Source organism: Halobacillus sp. AWH4_228 (genome assembly GCF_056158365.1).
In genome coordinates this window covers 1,893,855-1,916,607 of sequence record NZ_JBSWTE010000001.1, presented here as the reverse complement: position 1 = coordinate 1,916,607, position 22,753 = coordinate 1,893,855, and the positions used below count along the sequence as shown (strand labels likewise).

The window sequence follows — 22,753 nt, the reverse complement described above, 5'->3', positions numbered from 1 at the left end:
AAACACCCCTTACATCAAAGGTTCCCTTGTTTTGAATCTGCTGGATACGTACCATCTGCATCGTGTTTTTCCCGCCCCTGTAAAGGTGGATTAAACACACAGATCATCCGCATATCCGTGAAGGCACGGAGCACGTGTTCATCATGCTGATCCAAGGCGTATAAAGTGTTTTTGCGAATGGGCCAGGTCCTTTGATCAGAAACAGTCACGACCTCGCCTTCCCCTTCTATACAGTAGACCGACTCGAGATGATGCTTATACCACATTTTCGTTTCCGTCCCCGCCCTGATTACAGTATCGTTGACAGAATAACCCATATGATCTTCAGCAACAAGTAAACGCCGGCTGATCCAGTTCCCTCCATCCACTTCCCTGTTGGATCCAACAACATCTTCCAGTGCTCTCACTTTCATCTGCCATCCCTCCTTGCCTTACTTTATTCCATAGACACCAACGTAGACCCTTTCATCTGCCATCCCTCCTTGCCTTACTTTATTCCATAGACACCAACGTAGACCCTTTCATCACATTCTCTTTCTGTAAACAAAACAGGCCTGAGGGACCATGTTTCGATGGTTCCTCAGGCCTTTCTGCGAGAAGTGGAATGTGCGCTGTTCAGGCAAGCAGACATGCGTGATCATATAGATAAGCGTATCTCAAATCAATGAAAAGAAAATGCTGGTCGGTTAATGGAAAGCTGAATGTGCGGACCATTTCTTTCGTTTCAATATCCGAGTAAAGGTCCGAAAGAAGACCGGCGTGCGTTTCCCTCATTTTCATCACATTTTCCAGAAAATACGGGCGGAAAGCCCAGTTGGATCCTCTTTTATCCGTTTCCATAAACCAGTCGTCTTCTTTTTTACGGAAGTTGGAGGATACTTGTTGACCGTCCATGTGGCAAATGAACATACGGAAGCTTTCATTGTGAAACTTCTCCGTCACCCCATCAATAAACGCATCGGATTTCTTTGGTCCTTCCCACCTGGCCAGGAGCTGTCTCACCTTGGCTTCCCAATGTTTCACATACTGCTGACGATCTTCCAACAGGCGTTTTTCCCGCTGTACAAAGCCGCTCATCCGTTCTTTGATATCCACCGACAGCGCCCCTTTACCTATGGGGTCGAAGGATGGGTGGGCAAGGTAATATCCCTGATAGAATCTGCTGCCGTGCTTCCAGGCAAAATACAATTGAAAATCATCCTCGATATTCTCAAATAAAAGTGCCGCCCCGATCCGATGGGCGAGCATAGATAACGAGTACATGATATCCTGAAAAGCATCTCCATCCTGTCTGCGGATGATCCCTGTATCAATTTTTAAAATATGGGGTTCCAAAAGTCTGATCCGGTCGATATTCGAGCTCTTTGCTCCAACATGATCCACGGCAATCTGGATACCGTACGTTTTAAAATACAGCAGAAGGTGGTTCAAGGTTTCAAAGTCTTCATCAAAATCATGTTCAGTCACTTCAATGACAATACGACTCAGGTCAAATCCCTGGTCCTTGAATTGAAGGAGCGACTGCAGGAGATCATCCCCATTGTTCACCATCAGCTGCTTAGCATTGCGGTTGATAAACAGCAGACCTTCTGTTCTGTTATCCATCATCATGTGGACCGCTTGAGTGAGGACGACTTGATCGACCTCCACTTTGAATTCCTCCGGCACGTCCGTATCATGGAAAAAGGGACCAAGACTCTCCCACGTCTGATTTTCTTTATAACGGGCCAGCACCTCATATCCGATCACATCGTGATTAATTGCACTGACAATCGGTTGAAAGACAGGCTTTATTCTATGTAAGTTCCCTACAATATCCAGTGGATCCATGAGTCTCCTCCTTTTCACGTCATTCTATTATTATACAATACAAGCCGTAGTCAGCTAAAGCATGTGTTTGACAAGGTGATTTTGCCGCTTCATCCATACAAGCATCTAAGAAAACTCATATACTAAAAGAGATTCTTGAAAGGAGAAAGATTGATATGAAAACCATTGTCATTGACCCGGGGCACGGAGGTACAGATCCAGGTGCCGTTTACCAAGGGTATCAGGAAAAGACCTTTAACCTATCCATCGCCCTCAACGTCCAGCGTTATCTTACGGAGCATTATGAAGTTGAAATTGTCATGACGAGAACGTCGGATGTAACGGTTTCCTTGAGCAGGCGGACGGCGGCTGCTAATTCCGTCAACGCTGATTTCTTCCTATCGATCCACAATAATGCCGCCGGTGGAAGCGGATTTGAAAGTTATATTTATAACGGAACTCTTGCTCCGAATACTCAAGCTTACCAGTCCATCATCCATAACACGATTTATCAAACAGCTTCAAAATACAGCGTGAACAACCGGGGCATGAAGCAAGCCAACTTATTCGTCACCCGCGAAACACAAATGAGTTCCCTTTTACTCGAACTCTTATTTGTCGATCATCCCGACGATCTGTCCCTGCTGAGAAACTCCGCGTTCATCAACGACATATCCAGAGCTATCGCGGAAGGAACAGCCAAAGCTCTACAGCTGCCGAAGCTTTCCAGCACCGCAGCGACTGAGAGCTCCACGTTATACAAAGTGATGGCTGGAGCTTTCCAAAGCAGAGAAAACGCAGAACAACGAACCGAATTTTTATTTCAAAACGGTTTCGCTGCTTTTATTGTGCCTGCCTCCATCTCAGGCGGGGTCTATTACCGGGTTCAAACAGGAGCTTTCTCCAAGGAAATAAATGCCAAATCACAGATAGACCAATTAAAGCGGATAGGGATCGCAGACGCGTATATCCTCGCCGGAACAGACAAATCCGAATCCCCTGTGCCGGAAGATGATCTGTACCGGGTCATTGCCGGATCGTTCCGAGAAAGGAAAAATGCCGAGGAACGGATGAACCGGCTTACCGCTGCCGGATTATCCTCGTTTATCACCACTTTAGATATCGGCGGCCTCACCTATTACCGGGTTCAAGCCGGCGCTTTTCAAGAAATGGATCATGCCAAAGCTCTTGTGCATCAATTGAAGTCGTTCGGTATCATCGACGCCTTCATCTGGTCGGGTTCTGATTTCCCAGCCGCACCAGATTCACCTGCCCCCGAAACACAGGAAGACAAGTGGACCATTCTTGGGCAGAGTGTGATTGACGGTTGTCAGCTTGACCAATTTGTCCGTTCGGTCTATCCCGGTGCTCCAGAGCTTGGTCAGTACTATATGGTATACGGAAACCTTTACGGCATACGAGGGGATATTGCGTTTGCCCAGGCCGTGCATGAAACGAACTATTTCCGTTTCACCGGCGATGTACAGAGAGATCAGAATAATTTTGCAGGTATTGGTGCTGTAGGTGGTGGAGTGGCCGGGGCATCCTTTCCGACACCCGAAGAAGGTGTCCACGCTCAGATTCAACACTTATATGCCTATGCTTCCAGCGATTATATTCCTGAGGGGGTGAAGATTGTAGATCCACGATTCGAACTTGTTGCACGGGGAAGCGCCCGCACATGGACCGCGTTGAATGGAAAATGGGCTGTACCTGGTGATCAGTATGGCCAGCTTATTTTATCAATCTATCAACGAATGGCCGAATACACACGGAAGTCTATAGAAACCCAGCAGCAGACCCTGCAAACACTCATTCAAGATTTAAACCAATAAATAGAACCGGCTGCCTTACAGGAACCGGTTTTTCGATTGAATACAGAAACATTACTTCTCTTTAGGTTCTTTTGGCTTCATCATTGTAAAGGATATGAGTTCCCCCCAGCTCCGTCCTTTTTTATCCAATACGGATGTTGCAGCAGAGACAAACAGCCACCATCCATTGGTCAACAGAACCGGGCCGAATCCAAGAACAGCTCTTATCATGGATTGAAACACATGAGGGCTTCCTCCATGCGTCGAAACGACAGACATATTTGTCAGCAGCATGCCTAACGTTCTCCCCTGTAAGAATAATGGCAGAACTATCAACATGGTCAGATGGATCGTGATAAAGGCCTGCCAGAATACAGGGTTGGGATCAAATCCCCTCCCGGTGTCCTCTAGATACGTGTATAGAGCAGCCCCTGTTCCGGATAGGAGCAGCTCCCCGCCAAATCCCAGAAATTTCAAAAACAAGTACTTCGGGCGCATAATCTTCCCTCCTTGTACGTATCCTATGGATTCTTTCCGGAAAAGGTCAGCCCATTATTCCGTCTTTTGTCACGCTTGTAAGCCATCATGAAGTGACAGTTTCGTTAACGTTCGACATCATGAGATGATTTTCAAGCGGATTTTTTATATACTATTCCTGCAGTCTATTATGAGATGGGGTTTTACTTTGGAAATAAAAAAAGATTTTAATTATGTACCATGGGTGGTTGGATTGTCCATTGCTATCAATCTAATTGTCGTGGCCTTGTTGTTCCTCCCGGAAATTGGAAGCGAGACCAGCTTTGACATTACACTGCTCCCATTACTTAATGCCGTATTCAATTCCTTCACATTCGTGTTTCTGCTGGCGGCTTTATTCATGATTATCCGAAAGAATATTACGTGGCATAAACGATTCATTTTTGCTGCCTTTACAACAACAGCATTGTTTTTAGTTTCATATCTCACGTACCATTCCATGTCTGAATCAACGTCCTTCGGCGGCGAGGGTCTGGTGGCAGGTATTTATTACTTTATTCTGATCACCCACATTGTGCTGGCCGCACTTATTGTACCCCTTGCCCTGTTAACACTGTTCAGAGGTCTGGCAATGAAAGTGGATAAACATAGGAAAATCGCCCGCTGGACGATGCCGATCTGGCTTTATGTCAGTTTGACAGGCGTCGTTGTCTATTTAATGATTTCTCCTTATTACTAAAACGAGTCACGTGTCTTTGGATACGTGGCTTTTTTCTTTTTTATATTACAAAAACAATAAGTAAACGGGAAAAGTTGGCTATTTCCCGAGATATTTGTTATTGTAGAATAACAGCCGGTAGGGATTGAATCCGGTTACGTCTATGAAAATATAATGAGCACATGTCCAACCAGCTTACGGCCATAAGGAGACTAACTAATGGACATTCTTAACTTTATCAAGGAAGAAGGATTTACGTCTGCAAGATTCCAATCGTTCGCAGGGAAAGATACGCTCATTCAATTGAACCGGATTACGGATATGAAGGAACTATTCGGCCTGCTTGATATGAACCCGACAACTGTGCGGTACTATCCTTATGAAAAACTTCCTTATCTGGACTGCTCTCAGAATGAAGACAACTTAAAACTAAGATTATTTAAGCCATAAAAATAACCGGGATACATAACACATGTATCCCGGTTTTCTTTATTCCTTTATATTCAGGGAAAAAGATAATTCACGAAAAGTGGTCAGGTTTAAACGAGGGGTGTCTCCTTCAGGTCATCCACTGAGCAGACGCTTGTAAAACACTGTTTGATTCAGCCATCAATAACATCGACACCAATACTCCCGGTCACATGGACGTTCACCTCATGGACAAGGATGACCACAAAACCAGCACTTGCTGCTCAGTAAAGCAAACAGGATCCCAATAACCTCTCTTTTTCCAACATCTACGTCCGACAGAGGCGCTACAGCCTCTCTTCCGTTTTACCATTCCCCTTGAAAAGCATGGATAATTTTCCAACGCTGAACCGCCGTAATTCCTTTCCACTGTTGTTCAGCTGCAGCAAAAGCTTTTGTTCCGTCTCCCCAGTCCCAGCTGATATCCCAGATGCCTTCTTCCTTCAGCGTTTTCAAATAATAACGGATGTTTTCCAAAACTAAAGGTTTGTATTTAGCATACAACGGATGCTGTGGGGACGATATTATGTCAGTCGGAAGCGCACCGTACCCACTTCCCCATTCCGAAGGATCCTGACTGAAACAGTTCTCGCCTAACGTAAGAAGGTGGGACTGCACCTGATCAAGCCCGTAAGGCATTTGATTATGGACGAGTCCTTTATGCTTGTCCACGGAGATTAGTAGATTTTGAAAACACTGCCATTCGTGGAAATCCATCTCACTGACACTCATCAAATGTTCAACAGCTTTAACGGCTCCAGCCACACCCGTTTTCCAGGCTTCTGTTTCCCTTTGAGAGCAGTCGATGAGAAAACCGGCCAATTCCGCCCCCGGGTTAAACATCCAGTTGGACTGCACCCCTTCCCTCCACGACCACCAGGGCGCATGAGGAAAATGGTTGACTTCAGGAATAACCGAAGGCCACATCCCTGATTGACGATCGTATGAGCGAAGGAGGTAGGAAACCATCTGTTGAAGCAGCGGCTCTTTGGAAGATACATTCAATTCAGCAAGCACTTGGGAAGCTGCCCATGTGGCCATTGGAGACGAAGCTGGAAGTTGAAAATCCGGCTCAATTCCGTGACCAAAACCTCCATCTTCATTTTGGAACGCACTCAAGTATACGAGGACCTTTTCTTTAGGACCTCTTTCAAAAAGTGCTTCCCATCTGGCTGCTTCCAATGGACGTGCATACCGCTTCATCCACCTGCTTGTGCGATTCATGTGAGTGTTCATATCTGTCTTCCCCTTCCCATTGATGGTATCCCTTGTCTTCTGATTGTCCGACTCTTTTATTCCACTCAAGATATGACAGATTCTATTATCTTCAGCGTATCACGATTGGAAGATTTTGAAAATGAACTCTATCATTCGTATTCATAAAAAGGAGAATAAACATTTACAAATATTCCAACATCCGCTACGATAGAGTCAATACAAAAAACTGTATACATATGAGGCACTAGGGGAGCTGCTGCGAGCGGCTGAGAGGATGATCCGACCCTTGGCACCCGAACTAGATAATACTAGCGTGGGGAAGTGCAGCCGTTCTATCAATCAGGCCTTTACAGGTTTTATTCATCGATCAACGGACTGCATTCCCATGGGATGCAGTTTTTTTGTGTTTGGGTCTGTTATTGCTTGGTGTTGTTATTTAACATGTGAGCTCCTATCACCCCTTTCTGTCATGGGATTTGCAGGAGGCGGCCTTGGGAATGACTCCCTTTCCACGGGGTACCGTGAGCCTCCTCAAACTTCGTTCCCCGCGGAAAGCGGACAATTTTCTCTGCCATCCCATGCTCTGAGTAAACAACGGGCCGGACCCCTAATTCCAGACGGAGACGATTTAGTACTCGTTTAAAATAACAACAACAGACTTTAACAGAGCTTTGTGTTTAAAAAAAGGAGGAATGATGGATGAATCAAGTTTGTGGTACATCGAAAATTGCTGGATGTTCGTTTTCCATACATCCGATGAGTGATGAGTTTGCGGGTATAATTCTGGAAAGCTTAAAGGAAGTGGATACATCTAAAGTATGGCTCGATACCGATGATGTCTCTACGACGGTACGGGGGCGGATGGAACATATTTTTGATGTGACAAAGGCTATCCTTCTTCATGTATCCAAAGAAGGTGTTCATGCGGCTTTTCATGCGACTTATTCAATCGGGTGCCCGGGAGACTCGGCTGGAGACACGTATATGGCTGAATCCCTGCAACGGAGGAATGAAGACACTTCCCGCTCGATTACCCAGCCATTAGCAGCTAAGTTTTCGCTCTATCCAATGGGAGGGGACAGTTATATGGATACAATATACAAGCAGATTGAAGCGATGAAATCGAAGGGCATCCAAGTGACGCCCGCCCACTATTCTACAAGACTTGACGGAGATACCCATACGGTTTTCGAAGGGTTGGAAAACGTTTTCCGTGAGACAGAAGCTTCAGGGTCGTCTCACACCGTCATGACTGTATCGGTGTCGGTCAACAGCCCTTCCTCCAGGGGGAGCATCTTATGAAAAACTGGAAACTCAAAGAAATCGTTGTTCTATCTGTCTTGTCCGTCGTTTTCGCTGTCGTCTATCTCGCTTTCCTGCCTGTTGGAAAACTTCTCTCAGGTCTCTTTGGTCCAATCGGATATGATTTTATCTTTGGTATCTGGTTTATCGTATCCATCATTGCCGCCTATATTTTACGCCGCCCGGGCGCAGCTTTTCTCTCTGAAACCATCGCAGCGACAATTGAAGTTCTGCTCGGGAATGCTTCCGGTCCCCTATTGATTCTAACGGGAATGATTCAGGGATTCGGAGCGGAAAGTGCGTTTGCTCTGACGCGTTACCGGTCTTATCATCTTTCTGTACTCATGCTCGCCGGCGTGATGGCTGCCGTTTTCAGTTTCGCATGGGGGTATTTCCAATCTGGATACGCTGCGTTAAGTGGTGGATACGTCGCTGCCATGCTGATTGTCCGTATGGTCAGCGGCGCTGTGATTTCCGGAGTATTGGGTAAAGCCGTGGCTGACGGACTTGCCCGTACCGGCGTCCTTTCCAGTTTTGCTCTCGGGCGGGAATTAAGAAAGAAGAAGGCTTCCTGATGAAGACGGCTGTACAATTGGAAAACCTGACGCTTACGTATGAAGAAAATGAAAAAACCGTATTGACGGATATCACCCTCTCCATCGAAAACGAACAGGACACCCTCATCCTTGGCCCGAGCGGTTCAGGAAAAAGCTCGCTTGTCCAATGTATAAACGGGCTTTACCCGGAGGATTTGGATGGCGAGATGAATGGGCGTGCTGCCATTTACGGACGCTCAACAAGCGACTTCAAACCGGGAGAGCTGGCTAAAACTGTTGGAAGTGTTTTTCAAGACCCCGAAACTCAATTTTGTATGCTGACCGTCGAGGATGAAATCGCCTTTGGTTTAGAAAACCTTCATGTACCTGCTGAGGAGATGGAACACAAAATAGATGATGTCCTTGCACAGGTGAATCTACTGGATAAAAAAACGTCGTTCATCCATCACTTGTCCGGCGGACAGAAGCAGAAACTGGCCCTTGCCTGTGTGCTGGTGATGGAGCCGGACATCCTTCTCCTGGATGAACCGACAGCTAATCTGGATCCGCAGTCTGCTCGTGATTTCATTACTATTCTGACTTCCATAAAAAAAACTAGAAGTCTCACCTTGATTGTGATCGAACACAGATTGGAAGGATGGCTGGAACTTCTCAAGCATGTCATTGTACTCCACTCCGATGGCGGGATTCTTACAAAGGGGCCGTTAAAAGAAGTCATCAATAACCAGGGCCGCGCCATCCACAATCAGGGGATCCGGCTTCCCTATGCTGTGCAGTACAGCATAGACGAAGACTGCCCTCCTCCCTATCCATTTACCCTGGAGGAGTTATCGCAGCGGAACATTGAAGTTCCATCAAATGTTCGTAACCCGAACAGACGCGGAAAGGCGCTCTTGGAATTATCCGATGTCCAGTGGAAACATATTTTAAAGGATCTCACTCTCTCCCTTTATGAAGGAGAATGGATTGCTGTGGTAGGGGCGAATGGAAGTGGCAAATCCAGTCTTTCCAAAATAATGGCCGGCATCACAAAGGCGGACAGAGGCACAGTGACTTGGAAAGGGACATCCATGAAAAAATGGAGAGCGGACAACTTACGTACACAGGTGGGGTACGTTTTTCAAAATCCGGAACACCAATTTGTAACCGATGAAGTGTTCGAGGAGATTGCTTTCAGTTTAAGGCAGCGGGGAACACCCGAATTGGAAATACGCCGGCAGGTTGAACATCTGCTCTCCCTGTGCCGATTGAATGGATTAGACAGGCATCATCCTTATCAGTTAAGTCAGGGGCAGAAACGCCGTTTAAGCGTGGCCACGATGATCGTGGAAAATCAATCGCTTCTTTTGCTGGATGAACCGACTTTCGGTCAGGATGCGGTCTCGACCCAACAACTGATGGCTCTGCTTGAGCAGCGCTTTCAACAAGGGACCACCTTATTGATGATCACACATGATGTGGAGCTTGTTCACCAATATGCGACAAGGGTGATTGTGATGGAACAAGGAAGGATCGCTTACGATGGTCTCCCAGAACATCTTTGGAACGATAACCGACTTCCGGGTTGGCCTGTTGAACCTCCCCTTCCTGTTCAACTGAATCGATTATTAATAGAAAGGAGCCGCTTTCATGTCCCTTCATACTCTTAATCCTGCCATGAAAGCCTGCACGATAATAGGACTCGTCTTTGTACTCGCCTTCTTATTCGATCCTGTAACCCCTTTCGTCTTCACAGGATTTACAATCGCTTTGACACTGATTTTCGGCAGGTTTCGGAAACGAGTATATGTCCTATACCTCTCCGCGTTCACCGTATTCGCCTTCGGCATGCTGTGGACGACCATTGCCTTTGCCGATGCACCAGCAAGTCCCGACGAGACTATCCGCCTTGCTGGGTTTCTGTTCCCAAAAGAAGATTTATTGATGGCTCTGGCGCTTTCCTTTCGTGTAATGGCCTTTGCCGCCTTATCTCTTTTGTTTGTATTTACGACAAACATGGTTCATTTCATATTAAGCCTCATTCAACAACTGAAACTGCCTCCCAAGCTTGCATATGGTCTGATGGCAGGATACCGTTTCCTTCCAATGATGAAAGAAGAATTCGATCAGATTCGGGCGGCCCACCGCATACGAGGAGTCACAGAATCCAAATCGCTCAAAGGAAAGTTTAAACAGTTGCAGCGCTATTCCATCCCTCTTTTGGCAGGCGCTGTCAGAAAAGCAGAACGAACAGCTGCTGCCATGGAGTCCAAAGGATTTACGGGGGAACGGTCACGTACGTTTTACAGACCGATGAAAATCAGCGCAAAGGACTGGGGGTTTCCTCTACTCATGTTTACGGTGCTGGGGGCATTGATCGTTCTGTCTATTCACTTAGACTATTTCCAATGGTACAACGGCCAGTTTTAAATCCATGTCCAGCTGGATACCTTCCCGGATATTATTAGAGAAGGATAGAGAGGGCGCCCACCCTCTCTATCCTTCTCTCCACTTTAAATAAAGCGCTTACCTATAACGACGAATTATTCTTCGTCGATGATGGACCGGATGTATGAGGCATCGTTTTGTGACAACTCCGAAAACCGGATACTATTCCACGTCTGTCCACTACGAATTCCAAGCACAGCCCTGTCTTCTTCAAACCAAACCCTTGCGTCCAGAATGCCGATGGACCGTTCCGGACTGATCAACTTCAAGGTTACATCAGGATTTTCCATGTCCACAGATGCCCCTTCCACCGGTTTTTGATGCAGCAGAATAGTGAGCACCGTATCCAGTTCAGCCTGATGTTCTCCATTATGAAGTGTGGCAGCCGTTTCTTTATTCTCCCCTGCTTTCACGGCAGTCAACGTATAGGAAGGTGTGTCACCAACATATACAGCAGCCGCATACCCTCCACCAAAAATAAGTCCAATACCGGCGATCCATAATAAAAGTTTCCCTATGTTCATTGGTTACACATCCCTACTTTAACGTTTACTGAATTCGGTACGCAGGATGGAATACATATAGGCATGATGATTTTCTCCATTTTGAAACAGGTAGCCCCGCAGCAGGCCCTCTCTAAGAAACCCCGTTTTCTCAAGCACTCTGGAGGAAGGAGTATTCGCCGGAAAGGTAACCGCTCCCACCCTGTATAGTCCTAAGTCATCGAACGCATAAGCTAGAACACGTGAAACGGCTTCCGTAATCAATCCCCTCTTCCAATAGCCGGGGTGCAGTTCATACCCTATTTCAGCTTTTCTCCCCCAGAGGCTTATATGACTCAGCCCCACCGTACCGATAAACTTTTCTTCTTCGCTGAGCAAAATGCCCCATCGGACAGCCTTTTCAGACTTAAATTGTTCTTTAAAGGTTTGAATCATTCCGTCAGCCTGATCCCGGTGGGTGAGCGAAGGCATCCCTATATACTTTGTCACTTCGTCTCTGGACAAGATGTGAAAATAGTCATCAATATATCCATCAGTCATTTCCACAAGACGCAGCCGTTCTGTAGTCAATTCCTTAAACTCCATATCGTTCCCCCATCCGCCATCCTGAGCCTGTTCATCTGACTTTCAATCCCTTATATTCGAAAGGATACCATGCTGCCTGCCTTGTCATAATCGATTATACGTACATAATAGCGGGGATCACTGGTTGACCCTTGCGAACCGGGCATTTCCATTACGACAGCCTTATGATGGATGACTCCTGTTCTTTTATTTGAAAACAGATAGGAAAATAAATGATTCATTTGCATTCAAGCATCTTCTTGACTTCTACTTTATCATAATTTTCCAACAACTATAACCCTGCCATATGGAATCAAAGAAGAATAGAATAAAAGATTGACGACTCCATGAGGTTGGAATATTATACAAGTGTAGACAGCTGAAAGAACGCTAACCAGCTCTTCATTATCTCGTGTGAAAAAACGAAAAAATAGCTATTCACCACTCACATCCATCCCCGGATGGAGTCATTTATTCTGATCATGAAGGAGAAATCAGCCTATGCTTGCCAAACTTTTCAGCTGGATCAAAACCGGATTTCCTCAAGTGGATCTAGTCTTATCAGGGAACCAATTCAAACCCGGCGATTCAGTCCAGGGCTCTTTTCACGTAAAAGGGGGACTCACCCATCAAACCATTCAACGTCTGGAATGTGACTTATTTAAAGAGGAAGCAGGAAGAAAACCAGCTTTTATACAGCCCATTACAACCATCTTAATGAATAGAGAACTTGATTCCAACGAAGAAACTGAGTACCCATTCCATTTCGTCCTGCCTGAAGACATGGAACAGACCTCTCCCGATATCGCCTATGTTCTGCAAACGAAACTTGTTCTCGGAAATAATCGTAAAACATCCGATACGGATGAAATTCGTATCACTCTCCTTCCTCATTAGGAGAAAGATCAAAAAAGCGTCACCCACCATGGATGACGCTTTTCAGCTGCGGGCGATTTAAAATTGAAAATCCCCCTCTTTCATCAGCAGGACTTCACTTCCATCCTCGTTTATGCCTGTTACTTCCATATCTCCAGTACCAAAGGTCACATTAACGGACAATAGCGACGTATTCAGCCCAGCTGTCTTCAACTCTTTCTCAGATTGGTTCATGCCGTTCTGAATATTGGAAGGAGAAGCATGTCCAATTCCGATATGACAGGATGTATTCTCATCAAACAGTGTGTTGTAAAAAAGAGTATCCTCTTGAGCAAGTGGGGATGTATGAGAGACGAGAGCGATTTCACCAAGGTATTGGGATCCCCCGTCTGTGTCAATGAGATGCTGCAGCACTTCCTGCCCTTCTGCCGCATAATAGTCCGTAATCCGCCCGTTTTTAAAAATCAGATAAAACCCATCGATAACACGTCCCCCATAAACTAGCGGTTTACTACCTGCCAGTCGCCCATTCACTTTATTTCTATGGGGAGCAGTAAATACTTCTTCGGTAGGAATGTTCGGAAAGAATGGGATATCTTCTTTATCTGAGACTCCCCCGCCGATATAGAGATGGTTTTCAGGTAGACCAACGTGTAAATCCGTTCCCCGGTTATTCTTAAAATGCAGGGATTCAAATTGGCTCTCATTCAGGAAATTCTTCCGGGACTCGAAGGCTGCATGGTGAGTTTCCCAATCCTTTACAGGGAAATCCCCGTCTGCCCGGGCTCCTTTTAAAATCGACGTCCACAAGGATTGTAAAGCTTCTTTTTTACGTAGGTTTGGGAATACCTTCAATGCCCAGTCAACACTCGGTACAGCGAGAAGACACCAGCGTATCTCGTGGGATCTAATCTTCGTGTGATAATCCCTCAATTTGGCACGAGAAGCTTTTTGAAAACAGGCCACCCTCTCAGCAGAAACCTCCTTAAACATTTCCGTATTCTCAGTAATAATATGGATATAAGCGGCGTCTGCCTCTTCCCATTCCCGAAAACGGGCGGCCTGCCAATCCGGATAGTACCCGATGATGCGATCTGGTGCATGTAAGAAAAATTCTTTGGCAGACTGTACATCAGTCCAATCGATATGTACATTTGATGCACCCGCCTTATAGGCTGCCGTTTGAATGAAACGTGCAAACGGTGCATTTTGGATATCACTATGAATAATCAACATCTGCTGTTTTTGTAGATTCACACCAACTTTTACAGCGAGTTCTGCGTACTTGTATAACGCTTCTTCACTTATACATTCATAGATTCCAGTAGTCATTTGATATCTCCCCAGAAGTAGTATGATGATAGATTCTCCTGCCGGGCTCTCTTCTGCTTTGATCTCCCAGCTTTTTATACATGTCTATTTCAATCTTTCTATCCTTAGCAAATTCCTTATAGAAGAGTTTTTCCTTTTCACCATTTTGATTGAAAGTTTCAATCCGGACCATATCACCTGCGTGAGTCCCTTTAATCATTTCTGAATGAATGGGGGGCTTTTTCACATCTTGCAGTCTTTGATTTAGAAGATCCAAAAAAACCTTCCTTTCATTGCATGAGATCAACAGGGAAAGCTGAACCATCAATTCTTAGAGTGGTTGAAACGGTTTCGTAAAATGAGAGATGAGGCGGCGAAAACAGCAAAAGAACCTGCTGATCCAGCAGCCAATAAGAGTTCAAAGTCCCCTGTTGGAGATTTAAATAATAAAGGAACAGATAGAATTAAAACCGCACCGCTAATACTTAAACCTAATATAGAGAAGGCCAATAACTGATTCACAAAAACACTCCTCCGTTATGACTGCTTATATTTTTTATAGATCCCGTTATGGCAGAAGGCGGGCTTTGGATATTTAAGATTTGCGCGAAAATGATATTTCCTTCAACCAGAGGGCGAGTTAACAAAGGTACTATTGATTGCATTCCTATTTAACATTGAATCCTTGTTCAATCCATGATCCTTTCACGTACTTCATTTCACCTTAAATGCAACAGCAAAGGACAGAATAGCAAAAAGCATAAAAAAGAAACAAAGAATGCCATAAGCTGCCCCTTCGAATCCCCTGATGTTAACAAATCCAATATAAAAAAGGATAAGAGCTGCAATACTCAATAAAGCTCCGGGTAACATCCTGATAAACAGAGAAAAACCCTTTTTGCTGAACCACCAAGTAAGACCCAATACAAGGATCTCTGGAAAGAATGATACGAGTAAAGGTCCGTAAATCATCATAAAATTCCCTCCATTTTATTATGTCTATGTGGTTCATATGATACCATAAAATGGATATTAACAGGTTGCATACGGAACCTAAGTGCATAGATTATCTAATAAGACCTTCCCCTCGCTTGTTAAAAATGCAAAGCAGTATTGACATCACGGAATACGGTGTAGGAAAGTAAAACCATTTCCATTCCTATTCCTTTTATTTTCTGAAATACCTTCATGGATTCGAACATCAGTTTGAGAGCTTTGATTCCGAAAGATACAAAGGGAAGATCTTTTGTTAAACAAAAGATCTTCCCTTTTTCAAATGATTATTGGGTGAGGGCACGGGGGTGTTCAGTGGTGATGACTGCGCGCCAAAGATCTACTAGAGCAGGGGCTCGGATGACACCCACCGATAAGCGATACGTTAACGCAACCACGACATGCGGGGCAGCGATTGTTTCTCAACAGACAAAAAGCCGCTGCCTAAGCAGCGGCTCTTTTACTACAATAGGATTTCCTTATCCAACGTTCTGATCAGATACAGGAAGATCCTCTTGTTTTCCTTTTTTCATAAGTTTATCAGCAATCGCAGTAATGGCTCCATCGCCTGTAACGTTCGTTGCTGTACCAAAGCTGTCTTGAGCCAGGTAGAGAGCAATAATTAAGGAAACCATGGTGGAATCGAATCCTAACATCGATTCGAGGAGGCCGATAGCTGCCATAACTGCTCCTCCCGGCACACCCGGGGCTGCAATCATTGTAATTCCTACCATAAGAATGAATGGAAATACATCAGCAAATGTTGTTGCTTGTCCCAGCATATACATAACCGCCATGGCACAGCTGGTAATTGTGATTGTACTTCCTGCTAAGTGGACATTCGCAAGTAACGGTACAGCAAAATCTGCGACACGTTCGCGCACTCCCATTTTCTTCACTTGTTTTAATGTCACTGGAATCGTAGCTGCCGAGGACTGCGTTCCTAGTGCTGTAAAGTAGGCAGGCGTCATTTTCTTCAATAGACTGAATGGATTTCTGCCATGCATACTGCCCGCAATACCATAGATAACGACAAGATAAAGCAGGTGCAGAGCTATGATCATCAAGAACACTTTTGCGAATACACTTAAAATCGTACCGACTTGTCCTGCATACGTCATATTCGCAAAGATTCCAAATATATGAAACGGTAAGAGAGGAATAATGATGTTCTCTATCACCTTTTGGATAATGGAACGAAATTCATTCATGACATGTAACAAAGAATCGCCTTGAACAGCCGTCATTCCAACTCCTAATAGGAAAGATAATATAAGTGCGGCCATGACGCCCATAATTGGAGTCATTTCAACTGAAAAAGGTGCTTCCACCAGGGATTCCTCGGGATTAGCAAAAGCCGCTCCACTTTGTCCCTGCAAAAAAGATGGATACAGGTTCCTGGCGAATAAGAAAGCCGCTGTACCTGCCAGAACTGTGGAGACATAGGCTAATCCAGTCGTCAGACCCAGCATCTTTCCTGCCCCCCGGCCCATTGATGCAATCCCAGGCGCAATAAAACCGAGAATGATTAACGGGATGACAAAGCTTAGGAAATTACCGAATAAACCTGTGAATGTTGCAGCGATTTCAATCAGGATTTCCGGTGCAAACTGTCCTATAATGATCCCCAGCGCTATTGCCAGGACAATCCTTACTAATAATGGTATTCTTTTCATCTCCCTCTTCCTTTCTCCATTTGTAAAAATTTAACGAGTTAATGTGTTATAGAATAAATCATGGTTTATACACTACCTTTTTTTCTATGGTTTGTGAAGTATAAAAAACAACAAAAACAATGGATAGTAAAGAATAAAGCTACGGGCTCATGTTACCGACCTTCGGCGTCCGGTTACAGCTGTTCAGGTCATCCATTGACCTTCGAGCACCGCACCACAGCTCTAATAATGCACTCTATAAAAACAAAAGCGTCATCCTCCAGGGATGACGCCTTTTTATGCGGCAGCTCTTTCTTCCTGATTCTTTTTGATTTTGGAAATGGCGTGGATATTGATTAAAATTCCTGCAGAGAACATCATCATCAATAACGAGGTTCCACCAAAACTGACAAACGGAAGCGGAACTCCCGTCAAAGGAATCAAACCTGTCAATCCTCCCAGGTTGATAACAGCCTGAATGCCGATTAAACCGGAAACACCGATAGACAGCAGCCTTCCGAAGGTATCATGACTGTTCATACTGACATAAAAACCACGCAGGACGATAAGAGCGATCAGTCCGATCACAACAGCCACTCCAATAATCCCCAGTTCTTCCGCTACAACGGCCATAATAAAGTCGGTATGCGCTTCCGGCAGATAGCCAAGCTTTTGCACCCCGGCTCCGAGGCCTGTACCGATAATCCCGCCGTTATGGATAGCGAGATAGGAATTAATCAGCTGGTAGCCTGCGTCATCCGCATATTCAAAGGGTTGGTAGGCACCATCAAACCGGGAGAGCTGTTCTTCACTCAAACCGAATTGGTACATCGTAACGGCAGCCACTAAAACGAGACCGAGCATAAAGAACAAATGGGACTTCTTCAAGCCGCTGGACATAATGATCAATCCGGAAACAGCCAGAGCGATTACTGCTGTGCCCAAGTCCGGCTGCTTTAAAATCATAGCCACGACAAGCATTGTAATGATCATTGGAGGAAGCAGTCCTCGTGTGAAATCCTGTATGTAGCTGCTTTTTTTCGTATAAATAGCAGCCAAGTAGATAATCAGGGACATTTTTGCGAGTTCCGCCGGCTGAAAGCGTCCGATCAGCGGGAGGCTGATCCAGGACTGAGCGTTGTTGGTCGTTTGTCCAATGACAAAAACCATCCCTAGTAGAATGACGGTCACCAGTAAAATGAGTTTAAATAAACGGCGGTAGTTTTTATACGGAAAGATGATCCCGAAAAATAAAGCGCCGATTCCCAGACCCCAGGAAAGCAGCTGTTTTTCAAAGAAATATCCGGGGGTTACGTCATACACCATGACACCACTGACCATGCTCGCGCTGTATACCATGACAGTACCAAAGGCGGAAAGCGCCAGTACGGCGAAAAGGATTGAAAAATCGATGTTCTTTAAGATTCTGACTATCATTGGTAACCCTCTTTCATTTTGGTGCTGATAGATAAATTATAAGGGTTCTCCCCATGTAAAAAAAGCATTCCTTTTAAATTAAATCAAAAGTCTTTATAATATCGATGAGAATGGTAGGAGGTTTGTGGAATGATCTATCTTTATGTCGGCTTCGGTGGGTTTATTGGGGCATCCCTGAGGTACTTGATTGGTCTTTTATACGTAAATACGAGTGGATTTCCTTATTCCACCCTTTTTGTGAATCTGTCCGGCAGCTTTCTGCTGGCTTGGATGACCGCAGGACTGATCAACAAATATCAGCTGACGGCTGAGTGGAAAGCTTTTCTGGGCACCGGACTCATTGGATCTTATACGACGTTTTCCACTTTGACAGCAGATGCGCTTTCGCTGTATCAGCATGGCAGTGAATGGGAGAGCCTTCTCTATATAAGTCTGAGCATCGGGGGCGGATTTTTATGCTCTTTCCTTGGATTCCACCTCGCAGGGAGGAAGACTGGATGACGATACTGTTAGTACTCCTGGCAGGGGCAGGTGGATTCATTGGAGCTGTCCTGCGCTATACCATAAGTAAATGGATCAACAAACGGACGTCCTCTTCCTTTCCTTGGGCCACTTTTGCTGTCAATATGACTGGTTCCTTTATGCTCGGTACAACAGCAGGCCTGCATCTTTCAGAAACATGGATAACTTTGGCCGGAACAGGGATCATGGGAGGTTTGACCACGTTCTCCACGTTTAAACTGGAAGCCCTCCACCTCCACAGGGGAAGGGAATGGAAAACACTTGCAGCTTATACCATTGTCAGCTATACCTTGGGCCTGTTCCTGTATATCATTGGGTATTCCTTCCCTTCCCTGCTGTTACACCTTTAACTGATGGGGCCCGCTTCTTTCCAGTACGACTCTATCTCATCCTGAAGGGGCCCTTTATAATCAGAAATTCCCACCAGCTGGACGACTTCATTAACGAGGTGCTCTGTCTCCTGCAGCGCCTGTGCAGGAGATGCCTCAAAGATATAAGTCAACCTCTCAGACATCCTTTCGGGTTTAACGTCCATCTGCTCCAGGGTATCTTTCATCCATTTAAAGGAAGGGTGTTTGACGTACATCTGGTTTAATCCGTGAAGAATACCGAAAAGATTGTGATGAACCCCGCACATGACAGAATAAAACATCAGCCAGTCCTCTCTTTCACACAACGCCTTACGACTGCGCCAAGGACTGCCAAAATCCAGATGGATTTTGATCATCTTTTCCGCTAAGGCTTCCGGATAAACATTCATCTCCTCCTTCAGTATCTCTCCTACATGATGGCCGTGTAATACGACCCCGTCCTGAACAGCTGCAAGAAGGCACTGCTTTTCATAACTCACATCCAGCTTTTCCTTTACATCATGGATCACCTCTGAAATCGTCCTCGTTAAAAAGCTGCTGATTTCAAACTTCACCCCGCTTTCATCGTGATACGTTTCAGACCACTCCCCCTCTTCATAAGGGTAAAACGTACGAAGGATTCCGTTCCCTCTTTTCACCGGACCCATGCGGTCGGAATCACTCGGCGGCTCTTTCCACAACACATGCAGTTCAATATCAGAATGATGATCACCCAGGTTCCTGGACACAGAACCGGCTAAAATGACAGCTTGCACGTTGTCATTTTCCTGATAGAAGGACGCCATGTATACAGCTTTTTCATTTAAATTCAAACAAATCCCTCCTCCTTTTTCCGTTTTCATTTTCCTTGCCCTGCAAGCAGACCTTCATACTCCGGCAGGGAATAAGGTCTGCAAAGAAAAACCCGCACGATGATCCCATGTTTCACCGTACGGGTGTTATTTTCAGATTCGATTTTACCAAGCTTTAGGTTTATAAAGCTTTATACCATATATTCATATCTTCGAGTCCACTGCCGATCATACTGTTTTGAATCATACATCCCCCGAACGTGAAGCCCTGCTGTCTTGCCACGATATTCATCCCCATGGAAGCTGCACGCGTATAGGAGAACATCGTCTGGACGCCGAGATGTTTCATTTTTTCTTCCAGGTGTGGGTACTGACAGGATAAAAGACCTTTTCCTCTATGAGAAGGAAGAGTTGCGCAGTCTGTAAATTCCGCTGCATTAAATTCACGAAATAGATCAGCGGAACAGGAGCTCACCAGCTGATGCCCGTCATGAATAAGGGAAAAATAAACATCTTCTTTCATCAGCTGTTTAATATAGGAAGGGTCATGAATAGGGGTTGGGTATTTCGGAAAAACCTCTTGGTACAGCTCGGCCATTTCCTCTGCATCCTGCTCTTCTGCCCATCGGATATCATACCCTTCAGGCAGGGGCCTACCCCCGGTCTGCTCCTGAATGTTTAATTCCTTGAGGCGAGGAATCACATTGCCCGTGCCGGCTCTCCCTCTGTCAGGATTCAAATACCTGGCATAAATCAGCGCATCCTCCCCTTGGAAAAAACCTTGGATTTCACCTTCATATATAAAGGAATGCTCCTCTGCAATCGATGTTTCTTTTTGATCCGCCCGCACATAGAAAATGATTTTATCGCAGTCGTTATCCAGAGCCGTCTGAGAAAGGTCATCCAGTTCTTCCTCAGTGATCCAGTCTGGAAGCTTGTACACCTTGATCCGCTTATTGACAGGTTCCAAATGAACATCATCGTTTTCCAAAAGCGTTTGAACAGAAAGATCCACCTTAGACATCATCACTTTTTCTCCCCTTTATGAGTTTCAAGTCAGCTTCATTCACTTGTACTCTTTTATTTTACAGGGGCCTGGATAAAGAAGGAATATGTCTCGAGGGACTAATTATGACGACATTTGTAGAATTTCCGAGAGTGCATCGTCAATGGCAGGATATTCAAAGGAAAATCCCGCTTTGACCAGACGATCCGGAATGACCCAGCGGCTTTTCAACACCAATTCAGTTTCTGTGCGGATAAATGCAGAACCCAGCTCAAGCATCCACTTCGAAGCGGAAAGTCCAGAACTCCGCCCCATTTGCTCCCGCATGATTTCCATGAAATGTTCGTTACTGACCGGCCCGGGGGCTGAACAGTTAAAAGCACCGGTTAAATCAGACCGATCTTTCAGGAATAACACAATCCTGAACAAATCTTCCACGTGAATCCAGCTGAACATCTGCTTCCCACTCCCTTGGACACCACCGAGACCAAACTTGACTAAATTTTTATAAGGGCCCATCACACCTCCCTCTTTACCGAGAACGATCGCTGTCCGAAGCGCGACCCTGCGGACTCCAGGCAGGCTGTGGGCATAGAAGTGATCCTCCCAGGTCGATGCGACATTGACGGAAAACCCACTCCCTGTTTCCCCTGACTCCTCCGTCATCGGCCGGTCTTCCGCATGCCGGTAAATCGTAGCTGTACTCGAGTTCATCCACACTTCCGGCGGGTGGGAACACGCTTTAAGAGCTTTACTTAGAACATGCGTCGTCATGACGCGTGAGATCATAATTTCGTTTTGATTACGTGGATGATACCGGCAGTTCACAGATTTGCCTGCCAGGTTCACCAACAGATCGGCTCCCTCCAGAGCCTGAACAATCCCGTCAAAGTCTTCCCAGTGAATATACCCGGGCTGCCTGGAAATCGTACAGGTTTCAACCCCCATCTCTTCAAATCGCTGCTTAAAATACCTGCCGATAAATCCAGTTCCTCCAGCCAATACCACTTTTTTCATATGTAAACCACCTTCCTGAAAAATAATGAGCGCGCAATGCTCCTTCCTGCGGCTTGTAAGCCATAGGTTTATTTTACCATGAAGGTTACGTTCTTTTCTTGAATTGGCGGGCATGAGATTTGGCAAAATCAATGATCCGCGCATACGTATCTTCGTCAAAATCTTTTTTGGTTGTATTAAAAAGGGCAGCACTATCCTCATCGATGATCTTTATCCTCGCCCCTCCACGGACGTAAAGCGTGACGTAAAGAAAGGGCTCTTTCATGCCCAGTGCCTTTTTCAGTTCAGGTGCAAAATCAGCAGTGATCAAGAGTCTGTCCTCCACCTGCTTCAAGGACAGCTGGCTGAGGAACTGCAGGTTTTCGATTTCTTTCCATACCATGTTTACGCACTCCCTGTTTTTTCTTTTCCTTACCAATATCGTCTTCTTTTAAACATCACAACCACTCCTTCTGTTGAGCGGCCGCTGATAACATGTGGCGCCACCAGTATAACGCCGGGATGTTCATCTTGTTTGAAATTTATGTAAAAATTAAGAAAAGAGGGGGCGCCCCCCCTCTTTGGCTGTAGAAAAGGCCTGTGTTAACCAGTTAGAGGTATCCATTTGTCGTGGGAAGGGTCACATTCCGCTTTTCGGTGGATGAATGCCACGGGCACGCCCTACGCAGGATCCCAGATTAAGCAGAACGGCATGGGCTGCGCTATGGCCGCTTGCGTGGAAAACAAAAAGGGAAAGAACAGGCACTGATAACGGCTGCCTGAAGGAATATGAAAAAAATTGTCCTCCATCCAGTAAGGGTGAGCGGGGGGAAGGAGAATCTTGTTTGATTTTCAAGAACTCCCAGGGAACGGTGCCCCTTCCACTCCTGCGGAAGAACGAGTGGGCCGAGATCGCCGAGCGGTTTTTTTGCGAGGAA

General features: G+C 45.5%; 26 protein-coding genes and 1 riboswitch. Of the genes, 10 read left to right on the top strand and 16 right to left on the bottom strand.

The annotated features are described in order from the left end of the window. Window positions 1-14 precede the first annotated feature (14 nt). Window positions 15-413, bottom strand: coding sequence for an ectoine synthase (locus ACXADP_RS09645; RefSeq protein ID WP_474968772.1), 399 nt, complete (start codon window positions 411-413; stop codon window positions 15-17). A 202-nt stretch (window positions 414-615) separates the two neighbouring features. Continuing rightward, window positions 616-1,830 carry an EAL domain-containing protein gene (locus tag ACXADP_RS09640; protein ID WP_474968773.1) on the bottom strand — a complete coding sequence of 405 codons (1,215 nt, stop codon included), beginning with the start codon at window positions 1,828-1,830 and terminating at the stop codon, window positions 616-618. 155 nt (window positions 1,831-1,985) lie between these two features. On the opposite strand from ACXADP_RS09640, the gene ACXADP_RS09635 reads away from it, so the two are divergent. After that, entirely contained in the window at window positions 1,986-3,644 is a 1,659-nt protein-coding gene (locus tag ACXADP_RS09635; protein ID WP_474968774.1) for an N-acetylmuramoyl-L-alanine amidase, read from the top strand. 51 nt (window positions 3,645-3,695) lie between these two features. Here the strand turns inward: ACXADP_RS09635 and ACXADP_RS09630 are convergent, their stop codons facing one another. Further along, window positions 3,696-4,121, bottom strand: coding sequence for an RDD family protein (locus tag ACXADP_RS09630; protein WP_474968775.1), 426 nt, complete (start codon window positions 4,119-4,121; stop codon window positions 3,696-3,698). Window positions 4,122-4,308: 187 nt separating this feature from the next. Between ACXADP_RS09630 and ACXADP_RS09625 the strand changes: the two genes are divergently transcribed. Continuing rightward, the gene (locus ACXADP_RS09625) at window positions 4,309-4,839 is read left to right on the top strand and encodes a DUF420 domain-containing protein (RefSeq protein WP_474971343.1); all 531 of its coding nucleotides are present in this window, start codon (window positions 4,309-4,311) and stop codon (window positions 4,837-4,839) included. 198 nt (window positions 4,840-5,037) lie between these two features. Next, the gene (locus tag ACXADP_RS09620) at window positions 5,038-5,268 is read left to right on the top strand and encodes a hypothetical protein (RefSeq protein ID WP_027954522.1); all 231 of its coding nucleotides are present in this window, start codon (window positions 5,038-5,040) and stop codon (window positions 5,266-5,268) included. Window positions 5,269-5,592: 324 nt separating this feature from the next. Here the strand turns inward: ACXADP_RS09620 and ACXADP_RS09615 are convergent, their stop codons facing one another. Continuing rightward, window positions 5,593-6,522 (bottom strand): hypothetical protein, encoded by a 930-nt coding sequence (locus tag ACXADP_RS09615; RefSeq protein WP_474971342.1) that lies wholly within the window; start codon window positions 6,520-6,522, stop codon window positions 5,593-5,595. A gap of 218 nt (window positions 6,523-6,740) precedes the next feature. Continuing rightward, a riboswitch (TPP riboswitch) is annotated at window positions 6,741-6,841 on the top strand. A gap of 362 nt (window positions 6,842-7,203) precedes the next feature. On the opposite strand from ACXADP_RS09615, the gene ACXADP_RS09610 reads away from it, so the two are divergent. Genes ACXADP_RS09610 through ACXADP_RS09595 form a run of 4 tightly spaced genes read left to right on the top strand, consistent with a single transcriptional unit; the run spans window position 7,204 to window position 10,772 of the window. Then, on the top strand, window positions 7,204-7,806 hold the full coding sequence (locus ACXADP_RS09610) for a YkoF family thiamine/hydroxymethylpyrimidine-binding protein (RefSeq protein WP_474968778.1): 603 nt from the start codon (window positions 7,204-7,206) through the stop codon (window positions 7,804-7,806). After that, on the top strand, window positions 7,803-8,381 hold the full coding sequence (locus tag ACXADP_RS09605) for an ECF transporter S component (protein ID WP_474971341.1): 579 nt from the start codon (window positions 7,803-7,805) through the stop codon (window positions 8,379-8,381). The genes ACXADP_RS09610 and ACXADP_RS09605 overlap by 4 nt, the downstream gene beginning before the upstream one ends. Continuing rightward, window positions 8,381-10,012, top strand: a complete 1,632-nt coding sequence (locus ACXADP_RS09600; RefSeq protein ID WP_474971340.1) for an ABC transporter ATP-binding protein — start codon at window positions 8,381-8,383, stop codon at window positions 10,010-10,012. Before ACXADP_RS09605 ends, ACXADP_RS09600 begins: the two co-directional genes overlap by 1 nt. Continuing rightward, window positions 9,993-10,772 carry an energy-coupling factor transporter transmembrane component T family protein gene (locus ACXADP_RS09595; protein WP_474968781.1) on the top strand — a complete coding sequence of 260 codons (780 nt, stop codon included), beginning with the start codon at window positions 9,993-9,995 and terminating at the stop codon, window positions 10,770-10,772. The genes ACXADP_RS09600 and ACXADP_RS09595 overlap by 20 nt, the downstream gene beginning before the upstream one ends. Window positions 10,773-10,885: 113 nt before the next feature. Here ACXADP_RS09595 and ACXADP_RS09590 read toward each other — a convergent pair whose 3' ends face one another. Beyond that, a complete protein-coding gene (locus ACXADP_RS09590; RefSeq protein ID WP_474968782.1) occupies window positions 10,886-11,314 on the bottom strand; it encodes a hypothetical protein in 429 nt (142 codons plus the stop codon). Between the two features lie 18 nt (window positions 11,315-11,332). Further along, window positions 11,333-11,878, bottom strand: coding sequence for a GNAT family N-acetyltransferase (locus ACXADP_RS09585; RefSeq protein ID WP_474971339.1), 546 nt, complete (start codon window positions 11,876-11,878; stop codon window positions 11,333-11,335). Window positions 11,879-12,358: 480 nt separating this feature from the next. Here ACXADP_RS09585 and ACXADP_RS09580 point away from each other — a divergent pair, with 480 nt between their 5' ends. After that, window positions 12,359-12,754: a sporulation protein gene (locus tag ACXADP_RS09580; protein ID WP_474971338.1), complete on the top strand. Its 396-nt coding sequence runs from the start codon at window positions 12,359-12,361 to the stop codon at window positions 12,752-12,754. Between the two features lie 57 nt (window positions 12,755-12,811). On the opposite strand, the gene ACXADP_RS09575 is transcribed toward ACXADP_RS09580, so the two are convergent. From ACXADP_RS09575 to ACXADP_RS09550, 6 genes are all read right to left on the bottom strand, one after another. Then, a complete protein-coding gene (locus ACXADP_RS09575) occupies window positions 12,812-14,065 on the bottom strand; it encodes an aminopeptidase (protein ID WP_474968785.1) in 1,254 nt (417 codons plus the stop codon). Continuing rightward, entirely contained in the window at window positions 14,046-14,321 is a 276-nt protein-coding gene (locus ACXADP_RS09570; protein ID WP_474971337.1) for a hypothetical protein, read from the bottom strand. Before ACXADP_RS09570 ends, ACXADP_RS09575 begins: the two co-directional genes overlap by 20 nt. A 47-nt stretch (window positions 14,322-14,368) precedes the next feature. Then, window positions 14,369-14,566 (bottom strand): hypothetical protein, encoded by a 198-nt coding sequence (locus ACXADP_RS09565; RefSeq protein WP_474968787.1) that lies wholly within the window; start codon window positions 14,564-14,566, stop codon window positions 14,369-14,371. Between the two features lie 192 nt (window positions 14,567-14,758). Further along, window positions 14,759-15,019 carry a YesK family protein gene (locus tag ACXADP_RS09560; RefSeq protein WP_474968788.1) on the bottom strand — a complete coding sequence of 87 codons (261 nt, stop codon included), beginning with the start codon at window positions 15,017-15,019 and terminating at the stop codon, window positions 14,759-14,761. A 497-nt stretch (window positions 15,020-15,516) separates the two neighbouring features. After that, entirely contained in the window at window positions 15,517-16,713 is a 1,197-nt protein-coding gene (locus ACXADP_RS09555) for a dicarboxylate/amino acid:cation symporter (protein WP_474968789.1), read from the bottom strand. A 276-nt stretch (window positions 16,714-16,989) separates the two neighbouring features. Then, window positions 16,990-18,129: an FtsW/RodA/SpoVE family cell cycle protein gene (locus ACXADP_RS09550; protein ID WP_474968790.1), complete on the bottom strand. Its 1,140-nt coding sequence runs from the start codon at window positions 18,127-18,129 to the stop codon at window positions 16,990-16,992. A 129-nt stretch (window positions 18,130-18,258) separates the two neighbouring features. Here ACXADP_RS09550 and ACXADP_RS09545 point away from each other — a divergent pair, with 129 nt between their 5' ends. After that, window positions 18,259-18,630: a fluoride efflux transporter FluC gene (locus tag ACXADP_RS09545; RefSeq protein ID WP_474968791.1), complete on the top strand. Its 372-nt coding sequence runs from the start codon at window positions 18,259-18,261 to the stop codon at window positions 18,628-18,630. Then, window positions 18,627-19,001, top strand: coding sequence for a fluoride efflux transporter FluC (locus ACXADP_RS09540; protein WP_474968792.1), 375 nt, complete (start codon window positions 18,627-18,629; stop codon window positions 18,999-19,001). Before ACXADP_RS09545 ends, ACXADP_RS09540 begins: the two co-directional genes overlap by 4 nt. Here the strand turns inward: ACXADP_RS09540 and ACXADP_RS09535 are convergent. From ACXADP_RS09535 to ACXADP_RS09520, 4 genes are all read right to left on the bottom strand, one after another. Further along, window positions 18,998-19,834, bottom strand: a complete 837-nt coding sequence (locus ACXADP_RS09535; RefSeq protein WP_474971336.1) for a DUF4037 domain-containing protein — start codon at window positions 19,832-19,834, stop codon at window positions 18,998-19,000. The genes ACXADP_RS09540 and ACXADP_RS09535 overlap by 4 nt on opposite strands. A 160-nt stretch (window positions 19,835-19,994) precedes the next feature. Further along, entirely contained in the window at window positions 19,995-20,840 is an 846-nt protein-coding gene (ablB, locus tag ACXADP_RS09530) for a putative beta-lysine N-acetyltransferase (RefSeq protein ID WP_474971335.1), read from the bottom strand. Window positions 20,841-20,942: 102 nt separating this feature from the next. Next, window positions 20,943-21,836: a TIGR01777 family oxidoreductase gene (locus ACXADP_RS09525; protein WP_474968794.1), complete on the bottom strand. Its 894-nt coding sequence runs from the start codon at window positions 21,834-21,836 to the stop codon at window positions 20,943-20,945. An 85-nt stretch (window positions 21,837-21,921) separates the two neighbouring features. Then, window positions 21,922-22,218, bottom strand: a complete 297-nt coding sequence (locus ACXADP_RS09520; protein ID WP_474968795.1) for a hypothetical protein — start codon at window positions 22,216-22,218, stop codon at window positions 21,922-21,924. Window positions 22,219-22,753 lie beyond the last annotated feature (535 nt).